This is a genomic window from Clostridioides sp. ES-S-0123-01 (assembly GCF_020658415.1).
Lineage (GTDB): Bacteria > Bacillota > Clostridia > Peptostreptococcales > Peptostreptococcaceae > Clostridioides.
Map to the genome: position 1 here is coordinate 387133 of NZ_JACVWD010000005.1, position 14124 is coordinate 401256.

Below are 14124 nucleotides of genomic sequence, written 5' to 3' on the forward strand. Positions count from 1 at the left end.
AATGATGTGTGGTCTACAATGGATAAGGCTAGAGAGTTTGTAAAAGCCAAATTATAGATTTAATATTTTATTATAAATAATTATGAAAAATATGGAAAATATGTTTAATATGATTTTGATTAAGGTATAAATTTAATAAATAGAATGATAAGGGGTGGATAAGATGTTAATAAATGATAAGAGTTTTTATCCAAATAATATTTATCCAGCGATAGACTTTCTCAAGATAAAAAGACAATTAAAATCAATATACAAGAATGATTTATCAGATTGTGGAAGCATATGTATAATAGAAAGAAAAGAATATTCTATAAGTATAAATAGCATAGGTGAGATAAATATATATTATGATTTAGAGTATGAAAATAAGATACAAAGTATAGTTAACGAGATTGAGCAGTTATTCAAGTCTCAAGTTGAAAATTTTAGTATATCAAAACTTAAGAATTGATGATTAGAAGGTAGCAATTAAAATAGTTGTTACCTTCTTTGTCTATAAACAATAAAAATTATTTGAAGATTAGGATATTAATTTCAAAGTTTATTTCGAAATTTTATAATATGTGCTACAATTCAATTGAATAAATATTACTTTAATTGAGGTGTGGGGATGAAAACTTTAAGTAAAAAAGCAGTTATTTTATCACTTTCATTGGTAGTTGTATCACCTTTAGTACATGATATAAATGCACAAGATATTGAGAAGAATATGGAAGTTAGATATGAAGCAAGGCAAATTAATAACTTAGAAAATATGACAATGGAAGAAGCCTTTCCTGATGAAAATTTTAGAAAAGTAATTTGTGATAAATTAGGTATTTTGGATGATGGGAATCCTATTGGAACTTCGAAAAAAGCGATTATAGAATCTACAAAAGATTTAATATTAGGAAGCAAATCAATAGAAAATTTATCAGGAATTAATTATTTTATTGGGTTAGAAAATTTTAGTTGTAGAGGAAATCAGTTAACTAATCTAGATTTAAGTAACAATATAAATTTAAAAGAATTGTATTGTAATGAAAATCAGTTAACAAGTCTAGACTTAAGAAATAATAAAGAGTTAATAACAGTACATTGTGGGGAAAATAATCTAACAAACTTAGTTATAGAAAATTCTAAATTAGAAAAATTGAACTGTAGAAAAAATAATTTGAAAAACTTAGATATAACTAAAGCAACTAATCTGACAACTCTTTTATGCTTTGAAAATGAATTGAGTAGTTTGAATTTGTCTAAGAATCAGAAATTAAAAATTTTAAAGTGTGAGTATAATAATTTAAATACTTTAGATGTATCTACAAATTTAGAATTACAAGATTTAAACTTTTCATTTAATCAATTAACAAATATAAATTTAGATAATAATAAAGAACTTCTTAAGTTAAGTTGTCAAAATAATAAATTGCAGAGTTTAAATTTGAAAAACCATGAAAAACTTGTAAAAATATATTGTAATCAAGAAAAATTAAGTAATCTAAATATCGAAAATTGTATTAATTTAGAAGATTTAACTTGTAGTGAAAGTAATCTACAGGATTTATATATAAGCAGCAATAAGAATTTAAAATATCTAGATTGTGCAGGAAACAAATTAACAAATTTGAATATAGGGAATAATATAGAACTTATAGAATTATATTGTTATGGTAATGAGATAAATGTTTTGGATATAAGTAAAAATATTGACTTGGAGAATTTAACTTGTTATAAAAATAAATTAGATAGTTTAAATACAAGTAAAAATAAAAATATTAAATACTTAATTTGTGCACAAAATGAATTAGTAAATTTAAATCTTTCTGATAATGTGGAACTTGTTACATTAAACTGTCAAAAAAACCAATTAACAAATTTAGATGTAAACAAAAACGGTAAGATAAGAAATTTAGATTGTTCACAAAATGAATTAACCAGTTTAGATGTAAGTAGTAATGTCCTTATGAGTCTTTTAAATTGTTCGCAAAATAAATTAACCAGTTTAGATGTAAGTAATAATGTCCTTATGAGAAGTTTAAATTGTTCACAAAATGAATTAACTAGCTTGGATGTAACGAAAAACACAGAACTTGATAGGTTGTATTGTAGAGAAAATAGATTAACCAGTTTAGATGTAAGCAAAAACACAAAATTAGAAGAGTTAGATTGGTCAAATCAAAAAAAATCAACATCAGGAGGAAATTCGTCAGGGGGTGGAGGAGGTTCATCATCCACAAATGAAGAGTCTTCTAAACCTAGCACAGCAACTTCAAACTCAAAACTAGTTGGTTCAGACAGAAATGAAACATCAGTAAAAATAAGTCAAAAAGGATGGAATAAAGCTGATAATATAGTGTTAATAAATGATTCTAGTATATCTGATGCCTTATCAGCAACACCATTTGCCAAGTCTAAAGATGCACCAATACTGCTTACTAAAAATGATAGTTTAAATAAATTAACAGAAAAAGAAATAAAGAGATTAGAAGTAAAAAATGTGTACATAGTAGGTGGATTAAAGTCTGTAGGTGAAAAAGTAGTATCTGATTTAAAGACAAAGGGATTAAATGTAATTAGGATATCTGGAAATGATAGATACGAAACATCAATAAAACTTGCAAAAGAATTAGATAAAAACTCCAAGTTGTCAAAAGTGGTAGTGGTTAATGGAGAAAAAGGACTAGCTGATGCAGTAAGCATGGGAGCTATATCAGCAAAAGAGGAAATGCCAATTCTTCTTACCAATCAAAATGATGATATGAAAGATATAAAAGACTTAATAGGTAATAAAGAAGTATCAAAGTCATATGTAATAGGTGGAGAATCTTTATTTAATACTAAAGAAGTGAGTAATACATTACCATCTGTAACTAAAATAGCGGGTTCTGATAGAACAGAAACTAATTCAAAAGTAATAAATCATTTCTATAGAAAAGAGATACTTAATGACTTATATGTAGCTAAGAATGGAATGAATAAACAAGATGATTTAGTAGATGCTTTATCAGTAGGAGTACTTGCAGGCAAAACTGAATCTCCAGTAGTCTTAGTTGGAAATGGATTAGATAATAGCCAAAAAGAGTTAATCAAAAATAAAAAGTTCAAAAATATAACTCAAATTGGCGGGGATGGGAATGAGAAAGCATTTAGTGAAGTAGAAAACTTAGTTAAATAGACTAGAAGGTAGCAACTAGAGTTAGTTGTTACCTTCTTTTTATATATTTTCTTTCTATAAGTTTTTTATTTTCCATGTCATCCAACATTTGTAATGAAGTCATGCAATATATCTGGTATTCTTTAAACTCCATTGATTTTTTATTTGCTTTACCTAGAATAAGAATAAAGAAAATCAAGATAAAACTTTCAATGATAATAAAGTATATTTTTAATTTACTAATTATAATTACAAAAAAGGGTGTTAAAAATGCTACATACAAAGTAATATAAAATGAGGTTACAGGGTTATTTTTAGATTTCAAGGATGACTTAATTCTAGCCTTTTCTTATATTTTCAATGGAGTTCATTTCTTTCATATTATTATAAAATTTAAAACTATAATCATAATATTTTCTATATTTTTCTATATCAATTATTTCCTCTTTATGAATTTTTTTTAATTCATCCATATTATATCTCTCATTTTTAACAATTCTTTTTTTATCTATATTTCCATACATTGATTCTAATTTATTAAAATATTTTTCACTACAAAAAATAATTTTATATTTAATTAAGTATATTATTGTAGTTAATATTATAATTCCTATTCCAATAAATATAAGATAGGTATTCCAAAAGTTCATATAGTATATCTCCTTTACATAATAATTTTTATATGTTTTGCTTATATTCTTTTGTAAATAGAAATGGAACATAAAAAATTAAAATAAGTATGGATATTTCTAATATATCAGAATAAGTAATAGTTGAACAATAGGTAATACTAGAACCTGATATAAGAAAAGATGTATTATTTAAAGCGTGGATTATAGCACAAAACCATACATTTTTAGTCTTCATGTATACATATCCTAAAAATATTGAAATTCCAAATATATATATTGAGCGAGTTATTAAGCCTAATACTGGTGTTTCGGGTGTATATAATGTAAATATTAGAGGTAAATGCCACAAACTCCAACACATACTTAGTGCTAGAATACCAATTTTTTTACCAAATCTATCAAAAAATATATCTTGCAAAAATCCTCTCCAACCATATTCTTCACCAAAAAAAGGGTATATATATAAGAATAACATCATAGAAGAGAATATATAATTAAAAATACCTTCATAGTTAGGTTGATTTCCTTGTATTATTAGGCTAAGTGATTCTGGAATAATTTTGGAAAACATGAAATAAAAAATTAATAAACAACCTACTTTAATATTTTTTATAGGAGACAAATCTTTTATACTGTCAGAATAAAGAATAATAGATAAACTACTTATAATAACCAATATAGTATTTAATGATTGAAATTGCTGATTATTTATTAAGTTTAATAATTCAATAATAAGTAAAAATAAGTAAATTAGAAAAAATAATATTATTAATGAATAAAATTTATATTTATCATTAGTCATTCCTTCTGTATAAAATTTTGCGATTGCAACTGAGGATAAGGGCAATATCATCATAAATAATCCAAAATTTTCTGGGTCAATAAACTTATTGAAATATAATAGAAAACCTAATAAATAAGTTAAACCAAAAGTTATAGAAAAAAATATTATAATCTGTATTTTATTTCTTTTTTCCTCGTTTTCAATATATTTTGGGTTTAATAAATCAATCCATTTTTCTTTTAACTTCAATAGAAAAACCTCCTTTAAGATATGACTTTTTTTAAATAATCACAAAATTATATTAGATTTAATTTTCCTAATCAAAGTATAGCAGTAGTATAAGTATAAAGAGTGTCTAAAAAATTACAAATACAAATTGATTTAATTTCAAATATAATATAATAAAAATAAATTAATAAAATTTTATTTAGAAAGGCTAATTTTTATGGAAATAAAAAAGATAGATAGTAATTATATAGAACATTTACTTAATAAATTAATCAATGAAGATAGCATAAATGAAAATATTTTATCCAATTTACTTGAAGTGGAAGTAGAAAAATTAAAAAATTATAAAAAGTATGAAAAAGAGTTAACAATAGATTTAGATACTTGAGTAAATGGGTAAACTTAGCACTACAACTTGAATATACTATAAATGTTGATTAAGATTCTAGATTTAGAGGTATTTTAAGTTTATTAATTGATTTAAAGTAGCGACTTCCTGAAATATCAAGTTTTTTGACATTTGGAAAAATCGCATTTCCATCTTTTGATGCCAAGAAAAAACTGTCAGTAAAAGGGGGATATTCTTTAAATTTTTTGTTTTCATAGTACTTTTATTCTTTAAGCATATGAAAGATGTTTTAAATAATTTCAGTATATCATCGAGATGACTTATAAACAATAACACAAATTAAAAATACATCTTATTAAATTGACAAATATTTTAACTTATATTATTGATTATAAAATTAGAAACTTATATATAACGAAATGTTTTTATACAAAAATATTTCGTTATATATAAAATATGTATAAGATTAAAAGATAGTATAAAAACCAGTAAAGAGGTCTATATGTTAACCTCAGAAAGTTTAATATATAAGTAGTAGTTAGAGGATTGGAGCATATAGTAAAGAAGTTGAATTATTAAAAATTATATTGATTGTAATAACTTAACTTGGGAAGAATTTACTGTTTACAGTGCTTCATTATAGCATTTATAAAAGTATATATCTTATAAATTAAATTTATATTAATATGGAATATGTTAAATAAATATATTATTCACATATTCTGTAACAATTTTTACCACTTGCTTTTGCTAAATACAAAGCTTCATCTGCTTTAGAAAATAAGTTTTTATATGATTTACTTGAATCTGTAGCAAAAGCAATACCAATACTTAATGTTATTTGATGATTGTTTTTTACTTTTATTTTGCTTACATCAGTTAAAATATCATTAATACTTTTTATTACAAAATCCTTTGTCAACGATTTCATAAATATCATAAACTCATCTCCGCCAATACGAGCAACTATATCCTTATCATCTGCATTTTGCATTAATATTTTTGAAACAGCAACTAAAACTTCATTTCCTTCTAAATGTCCAAAAGAATCATTTACAGTTTTAAAGTCATCAATGTCAATGACCATTAAGGCTTCACTATTTTTTTGTTTAGTATTGTTAAGATACTCATCTATAAAATTTTCTGATGCTTTTTGATTATAAAGCTGTGTTAATGGATCTCGTTGAGTTTGAGCAATTAATTTTTCTAATTTAGATTTGTCTTCAGTTATATCTTTCAAAACGCCAATTGTTTTGATTGGATTATGATCACCATCATAAATAACTGAACATTGAACACGAATCCATCTCCATTCATCTTTAGTTAATGATTCTAACTGTCGTATTTCAATTGTTTCACGAAGATTTCCGCGAAGTACTTCTAATAATTTACCAATATCATCAAGATGAATGCTTTTTCCATCTTTCAATATGTTAGAATAATTTTTCGTTTCAAAATTTTCTAGTTCAATTTTTCGGTCTATTTCAACTCGTTGATATATCATAAAGTTATCGTTTTCAATGTCATATTCAAACATAATATCTGTAATGTTTTGTAAAGCAATGCGATAGCGTTCTCTCTCTAACTTTAATTCAGACTCTATATTTTTTAGTTGAGTGATATCTGTAATAATGCTATTAATTTTTACGATACCATCACTATTTAAGGATTTCATTCCAGAGTCTAATACCCACATTAATGTTCCATCTTTTTTACGTATTCTATATTCAGATGAATAGGTAGTGCCTTTTGCAAAACAACGTTGGCAATCTTCTAGTGCTTTAGGTAAATCTGGTGGGTATACAGCACCTACTGCAGAGCCACCACTCATTTCAATAAACTCATCGTATGTATATCCTAATATTTTGGGTAATCCTTCATTGACATAGAAGAATGAATATGTATCATCATCATTACTTCCTTTTAATCCACCATTGATATTATTGGTAATCATTTCAATTACTTCTGTTTTTTCCTTTAGTAATCTTTGCAAATAATCATAACTTTGTGTTCCTATTTTATTAGGGAAGAATTCATCAACTTGCATTTCACTATATGGATTTGATATGTGCATATGTCTCACCAATAACTGTCCATTATTTTCAATTATTTCAAATGTACAACGCTGACACACCTCTAAAATCATTTGGTCATTTTCTTTAGTACGAATAGTATATTTTCCTACTACAATACATCTATATTTATCTTCACTTACAACTTCAAATGTTTCATTATTCATATCACAAGAAGGGACTTCATTTTGACCAGCATAAAAATAGTCTTTTATTTCATTAAAAGAAGTGAGAAACTCTTGTTCTCCTGGACCAATCCAAGTAATATCTTTTGACAGATATCTTAATACCTCATTAATATCTCGATTTACATAAAAACTCATTAAAATATGTCTTACCAATTCAGGTGCTTTTTTTGAGAGTGTGCTCATGATATTCCCCTTTCTTAATATTATATAAATTAATTATATTATACATTAATGCTTTTAAATTAGAAAACTTTGTTGAACTATGACATTTCTATGAAATAAGAAAAATTTATGCAATATTTTAAGTAAAAGTAGGTTTTTTATATAAAAACTTATTTTATCTATGTTAACTCTGATTTATAGCATCAAATGATTTTATTATAAAAACACAAATAAATCAAAAATAGTTACTCTAAATAGCCTAGTGCCTTAAATTTAAATTAATTTTATTGCATTATATATTAACTTATAGCACATAGTGGGAATTTTATCATCAATTTGTCGAACGATTGTTATTAATTATACATAAATTGGAATTTTAATTTAATAAATCTATAACAGTATTTGTAATTTATTTATAGTTGAGACAGTTAAAATTAAATATCTATTAAATTTTTTATTTTATCAACATCAATATACATACCTTGTGCAATAGATCTTCCATCAATTGCAGAAAGATTACATTGTTTATACATAACTGTAACAATCTGACCATTACGTTTTATAAATCTGTATAAAAAAGGATTAATATTATTTGTGTCAATCATTTCTAAACTTTTTTTATAAACAAAATCTAAATCATCTGGATGAACAATTGCTCTTAAGTTGCCACTCATTTCACCAAAAAATTGTTCTTTTGTATAACCTATAATATCAAACATTTCCTCATTCATATATGTAATAATCATATCACCAAGTAAATCATAGCGAATGATACCTACAGGTAGCATTGAATAAAATTGTGATAAAGTACTACTTTCATCGAGATGAGTGTTTGTCATTTTAGGTATTGAATATGATTCAAATTCATTTATATAACCAGCAGTTTTAATTAAATCTAAATGTATTTTTGTTAAGATTAATTTATTTTCTGAAATAATACAATTTGCACTAAAATAGAAATTACTATATTTTTGATAATCAGTAGTTTCATCAGATAAAACAGCTTCTCCACTAATTAGTAATGAATCTGAACCAACATCATGTGGAGTTATACTTTTATAAAGAATAGAAAATTTTTTACCTTTGATATGTTTTTCAAAGTGTTCTATCACCTCAGAAAAAGATATAAGTTCTTTTTTGTTATAAAAATCAAACCATTTAATATTTTCAATAACATTTGCTCTTAGTTTTTGCATATCTTGCATAATAAAAAATGCATCAAAGATTTTTTCTATTAAAGATTTTCCTATATCAGAATATTTGATAAACATTTTATCTGAAGTATTTTTTTTAGATAGTAACTTTTCAAATTGCTTACATTCCATAGGTTTTGCATAATAAAAACCTTGAGCAATGTCACAGTTTATGCTTTTGATAAACTCTACTTGTTGTTTTGTTTCAACACCTTCACATACTGTAAGCATACCAAGAGCTCTTGCAATATTTATTATAGAATACAAAATTGTTGTATTTTTAAAATCATTTAAGTCATGGGATAAAAATATTTTATCAATTTTTATTATATCCAAAGGGAGATTTTGCAACATACCAAAGGATGAATATCCAGAGCCAAAATCATCTATTGATACAGAAAAACCAAAAGAACGTAATTCGTTTAGTTGTTGAATAATTGTATTTGTATCTTCTATTAATATATTTTCTGTAATTTCAATGCTAAAATTTGATGTAGATATACTGTATTTCTCAGTAATATTTTTTAAAGTACTTGGAAAATTAGGGTTAAAAAAGTGAAGACGAGAAAAATTACAACAAATTGATACAAACACATCATTGTTATCAATCCATCTTCTTATATTTCTACAGTTTTCTTCAAATAAATATAAATCTAATTCTATTATAAGTCCAGAGTGTTCAAATAAAGATATAAATTTATCTGGAGTGAGAAGCCCTTTAAGAGGATGTCTCCAGCGTGCAAGTGCTTCACATCCAACTATAGTATTACTTTTTATGTTATAAAGTGGTTGGTAAAATACCTCAATTTGTTTATCCAATAAAGCATATGATATTTCTGATAAAAATTCTTTATCACTTTCTAATTTATTATAAAAATTATTATCATTAAAATCAAATGAAATGTATCTATTTTTACCTTCACTTTTAGCTTTTTTTAAAGCACTATATACTTGATTTAAAAGTATTAAAGTAGTTACATCTGATTTCCCATTCCAAACTGTACTACCAATACTAAATGTAACATTAGAATAGACTTCTTTTTCATTAGGAAGTTGTATTTTTAATTCCCTAGCAGATTTTATAATAGATGTTCCCATATCATCTAATTTTTCCTTTGATATATTTGGGATAGCAATCAAAAATCCTTCTCCTTTTAAATGGCCAACTATTCCTTTAGATTCTGGAACATAATACAATAGTTTTTGAATGAGATTAATTAATAAATTTTCTCCAACTAGGTATCCGTATATATCATTGAATAATTTAAAATTATCAATATTTAATAACATAATTCCAATAGAAGTATTTTTTGAAATACAATTATCAATATATTGATATATACATTTTCTATTTGGCATTTTAGTAAAAAAATCTATTTCGTTTGAGACTTTTAATTTACAATTTCTTTTCTCTAAATCTTTAGACAATAGTTCTACTTTTTTATTTAACATTTTTATATAATCATAATTTGGCATAGCATTCCTCCATAAGATACTTTGATTTTTTGATACTAACTGTGTTTATACTAAAAATATTTAAATGTTAATTAATATTTGAACAATATACTGAGATAATATATCAATATTATTAAATTTATAAAGGGATATTTTGGAAATAAAAAATATCATATAAAAACATAATGGCATAGATGTAAATACAAAGTCAAATATATCTTTTGAAAAGCGTAGAGTCAGAAACATCATAATCAATATTATAATAGAATAATGAACAAAATATAGATATATTTAGATAGTTAACAAAATACAATTTATTTTTGAAAACTTGTTTTAGACGATTTTTTAGTATATTCTAAAATAGAATTAGGGAAATAGACGAGTTATTTATTTTTAAGAAAAAATATAATTATGGAGGTCTTTATATATAAATGAAAGATTATTATAAAATAGGAGAAATATCTAAAATATATGGTATAGGAAGAGATTCTTTAATGTACTATGAAGAAATAGGAATTCTAAAACCATTTAGAGATACCAATGGATATAGAATGTATAATATATCTGATATATGGAAATTGAATTTGATAAAAGAATTTAGAAGTTTGAATTTTCCGATGAAAAAGATAAAAGAATATTTAGATGATAGAAGTATAGAATCTACAAAAACTATATTAAATGAAGAACTTGATTTAATTGACAAAAAGATGCTTGAGCTTGTAAGTCACAAGGAAAATATCATAACAAGATTAAGTTCAATTGAAAGTGTGATTCAAAATACTAAAATAGATGAGATAGAAGTTGTATATATAGAAAAAAGAAAAGCCTTAGAATTAAATGCTGATATAGAAAGAGATGAGGATTTTGATTTCTTAATTCAAAAGCTTCAAAAAGAATATGAAGACAGATTTAATATACTTGGAAATAATAATATTGGTTCTGCTTTTTCTATTGAAGCAATCAATAATGGTATCTTTAATGAGTTTAAGTCTGTATTTTGTTTTTTGGAAGATAATGAGGAGATATATAATATAGTTTTTGATGAGGGGTACTATGTAACATTAAATTATACTGGAAGTAACTCTAATAATAAAATATATATGGAAAAAGTATTTAGATTTATAAAAGAAAATAATTATAAAATAAATGCTGCGCCAATAGAGATATATAAAATAGATATACATGAAACTGGAATTGTAGATGAATTTGTAACTGAAATTCAAGTTCCTATAAATAAATAGCTAAATTTTAATAAACTAGACAATAAATAACATAAAAAAATGTAAATTTACCACCAATTTGCCACTTTATTATAAAATTGGTGGCAAATTGTATTTTAAGAACTTCTAAAATATTTACTGTTTCATTTTCCATTCTGTGTGTGACATAAGAATAAGTCTTAATTATGTTTTATATTGGTTAAAGTATAAGTAGATAGTGTTTAAATTGAAAATTAGTAATAATTATCTTTATACCCAATTAACAATATATAATTTTGATTTTCGACAACATTTATTATTTGTTTACTATATAATTTAATTAATAATGTATAAACAGGGGGATATAGGATGAAAATTAAGGGATTATTAAAAATTAACATCAATATTTATCAGACTTAAATCTTATTAGATTGATAGTCATGGATGATAAAGTAGTTAACTTATTGTTTTGGAGGGGAATTTATGTTTGAGAAGTTTAAAGTATTAAAAAGTTGGCAAAAGATATTAATTGTTATTATAGGAATTTTATTATTACCATTAACATTATTATTATTGTCTATTCTATTTTTAGTAAAAAGTATAAATAAAAATAGTAATAAAATAGTGAAAACATTAAAAGTTGTTATAAGCCTATTTGTAGTGTTTATACTCTTAATGTTCAATTGGGTATGGTGGGGAGCAACGTTTAAAGTAGCAACGGAACCTAACTTAAATGAGCAACAGGAAATAAAAAGAAAAGAAGAACAGGATACAAAAGACAAGGAAGTAAAAGAAAAACAAGAATTAAAAGCAAAAGAAGAAAAAGATAACTTAGAGAAACAAAAGAAAAAAGAGTTAGAAGAAAAGAAAAAACAAGAGGAGTTAGAGTTAGCTCAGAAAGAAAAAGAAGAAAAGGAAAAAGCAGAAAAACTTGATAAAGAAAGCGTCGACAAGTCAACTGAAAACGTTCAAGTTCAAAATCCTAAAACTGAAGAATCAAATCCAAACAACCAAAAAACATCTGAAACTGTATATGCAAATGGAGGAAAATCTAAATCAAATAAATATCATTCTTCTCCTACTGCACATAATATGGAAGGTGCAATTTCAATGAGTAGAGAAGAAGCAGAAGCAAATGGATATGTAGCTTGTAAAATATGTTATTAGTAACAAAGAAATAGACTAGTTTTTAGCTAGTCTATTTTTTATATTATATCTCTAAAGATTCTATAAGAGGATTATCACTAAACAACTTTAACAGATTTGTCTTTTTATATCCTTTGGGTAATTTAGTATAGATAATTACTTCTAGCCAATCTCCATCAATGCGTTTAATATTCATATTTATAATTTCAATTTTAGACTGCTTAAATTTTTCTTCAATATATGAGATTGAATCAGTGCTGTTAGAAATTTTGAGAGAGACCTGCTCTGCTGTAGGGAGTTTCATCCATTTCCTATCTCTATGAAGTAGTATTTGCGTGATAACGATAATAATGCTTGAAACAATACCAAGTAAGTATAATCCACAACCAATTGCAAGCCCTGTACCTGCTGTCGCCCATATACCAGCAGCTGTAGTAAGTCCACTCACTGATTGATTTCTGATAAATATCAATCCAGCCCCTAAAAAACCTATCCCACTGACAACCTGTGCTGCAACACGGGCAGGGTCTAAACCAATACCTGGAGTACCTACTACATCATCAAACCCATATTTAGAAACAATGATTATAAGTGCTGATCCTAGTGCTACTATAAAATGAGTTCGGATTCCAGCTTCTTTTAGCCTATTCTTTCTTTCATATCCAATCAAAGCTCCACATAAACCAGCAATAATGATTCTTGCTATATATTCAAATTGAATAAGTATATGATTATTCATCTATTTAGCACCCCCTTTTATGTAATATTATATATACTATAACACTACATTTTTTATGTGGATATAGTAACATTTGAAAATTATATGATTGTTGCACCTAAATCTAAAATCAGAAAAAGTATTTTATATATATAAAAATACTAGAAGGGATATATAAGATTATATGATTAAAGAGCAAACTTAAATTAATTAAGTTTGCTCTTTATAATGGTAAATATTTTTATTTACAATAATTAGACAAAAAAATGTCTGTATTTTTTATATCTGCAAAACTAGATTGTAAGGATGCCATAAATACTTGATGTACAATTTCAGCATTAATCTCTTTGTCATCCCAAAATAAATTTTTTGTTGTGCAAGCATCGCTTATAAGCGTAATATCGTATCCAAGTTTCTTTGCTGTTCTTACACTTGTATCAATACACATATGACTCATCATTCCACAAATCACTAATTTATCTATGTTTTTTTCTTCAAGACAACTTTGTAAACGTGTTTTAAAAAAACTATCTGGTGTATGTTTAATGATAATTTCTTCATTCTCAAGTGGAAAAACATTTTTATTTATTTTTGCACCATAAGTGTCGGGGAGAAAGAATGATGAAGTTGAACTCATTGATATATGCTGTATATGAATAATTGGTAAGTTATTTTTTCTAAAGAGTGTCAGTATTTTTTTAGCATTTTCAGCAGTTTTTTCTGTATTAAATAATTCACATTTCCCATTTTTAAAATAATCATTTTGAATATCAATTAAAATTAAAGCTATAGACATATTTATACCTCCTTTTATATTTTAATTATAATACTGCTAAATGAAATGTAAATTACTTACTTTTTGGTA

11 protein-coding genes are annotated in these 14124 nt (G+C 24.8%); 5 read left to right on the forward strand and 6 right to left on the reverse strand.

The features are described 5' to 3' along the window. Window positions 1–163: 163 nt before the first annotated feature. Both IC175_RS14200 and IC175_RS14205 read left to right on the forward strand, forming a co-directional pair. Window positions 164–451 (forward strand): hypothetical protein, encoded by a 288-nt coding sequence (locus tag IC175_RS14200; RefSeq protein WP_227434324.1) that lies wholly within the window; start codon window positions 164–166, stop codon window positions 449–451. A gap of 159 nt (window positions 452–610) precedes the next feature. After that, the gene (locus IC175_RS14205; RefSeq protein WP_227851649.1) at window positions 611–3154 is read left to right on the forward strand and encodes a cell wall-binding repeat-containing protein; all 2544 of its coding nucleotides are present in this window, start codon (window positions 611–613) and stop codon (window positions 3152–3154) included. Between the two features lie 317 nt (window positions 3155–3471). Here IC175_RS14205 and IC175_RS14210 read toward each other — a convergent pair whose 3' ends face one another. Continuing rightward, window positions 3472–3783: a hypothetical protein gene (locus IC175_RS14210; RefSeq protein ID WP_227851650.1), complete on the reverse strand. Its 312-nt coding sequence runs from the start codon at window positions 3781–3783 to the stop codon at window positions 3472–3474. Between the two features lie 28 nt (window positions 3784–3811). Beyond that, the gene (locus tag IC175_RS14215; protein WP_227482291.1) at window positions 3812–4798 is read right to left on the reverse strand and encodes a CPBP family intramembrane glutamic endopeptidase; all 987 of its coding nucleotides are present in this window, start codon (window positions 4796–4798) and stop codon (window positions 3812–3814) included. A gap of 196 nt (window positions 4799–4994) precedes the next feature. Between IC175_RS14215 and IC175_RS14220 the strand changes: the two genes are divergently transcribed. Continuing rightward, the gene (locus IC175_RS14220) at window positions 4995–5165 is read left to right on the forward strand and encodes a hypothetical protein (RefSeq protein ID WP_227482292.1); all 171 of its coding nucleotides are present in this window, start codon (window positions 4995–4997) and stop codon (window positions 5163–5165) included. Window positions 5166–5835: 670 nt separating this feature from the next. Here IC175_RS14220 and IC175_RS14225 read toward each other — a convergent pair. Continuing rightward, window positions 5836–7569 (reverse strand): sensor domain-containing diguanylate cyclase, encoded by a 1734-nt coding sequence (locus tag IC175_RS14225; protein ID WP_227432764.1) that lies wholly within the window; start codon window positions 7567–7569, stop codon window positions 5836–5838. Window positions 7570–7982: 413 nt separating this feature from the next. Next, window positions 7983–10217, reverse strand: coding sequence for an EAL domain-containing protein (locus tag IC175_RS14230; protein ID WP_227482294.1), 2235 nt, complete (start codon window positions 10215–10217; stop codon window positions 7983–7985). Window positions 10218–10627: 410 nt separating this feature from the next. On the opposite strand from IC175_RS14230, the gene IC175_RS14235 reads away from it, so the two are divergent. Then, complete coding sequence (locus tag IC175_RS14235) at window positions 10628–11437, forward strand: MerR family transcriptional regulator (protein WP_227851651.1); 810 nt, start codon at window positions 10628–10630, stop codon at window positions 11435–11437. Between the two features lie 441 nt (window positions 11438–11878). Beyond that, window positions 11879–12562, forward strand: a complete 684-nt coding sequence (locus IC175_RS14240; protein ID WP_227432768.1) for a hypothetical protein — start codon at window positions 11879–11881, stop codon at window positions 12560–12562. Window positions 12563–12605: 43 nt separating this feature from the next. Here the strand turns inward: IC175_RS14240 and IC175_RS14245 are convergent, their stop codons facing one another. Beyond that, on the reverse strand, window positions 12606–13280 hold the full coding sequence (locus IC175_RS14245) for an MgtC/SapB family protein (RefSeq protein WP_227432770.1): 675 nt from the start codon (window positions 13278–13280) through the stop codon (window positions 12606–12608). A 220-nt stretch (window positions 13281–13500) separates the two neighbouring features. Next, window positions 13501–14055: a cysteine hydrolase family protein gene (locus IC175_RS14250; protein ID WP_227823704.1), complete on the reverse strand. Its 555-nt coding sequence runs from the start codon at window positions 14053–14055 to the stop codon at window positions 13501–13503. Between the last annotated feature and the right edge of the window lie 69 nt (window positions 14056–14124).

Excerpts from the sequence above, each read along its gene's own strand:
- IC175_RS14200 (WP_227434324.1), top strand. The coding sequence starts at position 164 with ATGTTAATAAATGATAAGAGTTTTTATCCAAATAATATTTATCCAGCG.
- IC175_RS14240 (WP_227432768.1), top strand. The coding sequence starts at position 11,879 with ATGTTTGAGAAGTTTAAAGTATTAAAAAGTTGGCAAAAGATATTAATT.
- IC175_RS14225 (WP_227432764.1), bottom strand. The coding sequence starts at position 7,569 with ATGAGCACACTCTCAAAAAAAGCACCTGAATTGGTAAGACATATTTTA.
- IC175_RS14250 (WP_227823704.1), bottom strand. The coding sequence starts at position 14,055 with ATGTCTATAGCTTTAATTTTAATTGATATTCAAAATGATTATTTTAAA.
- IC175_RS14220 (WP_227482292.1), top strand. The coding sequence starts at position 4,995 with ATGGAAATAAAAAAGATAGATAGTAATTATATAGAACATTTACTTAAT.
- IC175_RS14210 (WP_227851650.1), bottom strand. The coding sequence starts at position 3,783 with ATGAACTTTTGGAATACCTATCTTATATTTATTGGAATAGGAATTATA.
- IC175_RS14235 (WP_227851651.1), top strand. The coding sequence starts at position 10,628 with ATGAAAGATTATTATAAAATAGGAGAAATATCTAAAATATATGGTATA.
- IC175_RS14245 (WP_227432770.1), bottom strand. The coding sequence starts at position 13,280 with ATGAATAATCATATACTTATTCAATTTGAATATATAGCAAGAATCATT.
- IC175_RS14205 (WP_227851649.1), top strand. The coding sequence starts at position 611 with ATGAAAACTTTAAGTAAAAAAGCAGTTATTTTATCACTTTCATTGGTA.
- IC175_RS14230 (WP_227482294.1), bottom strand. The coding sequence starts at position 10,217 with ATGCCAAATTATGATTATATAAAAATGTTAAATAAAAAAGTAGAACTA.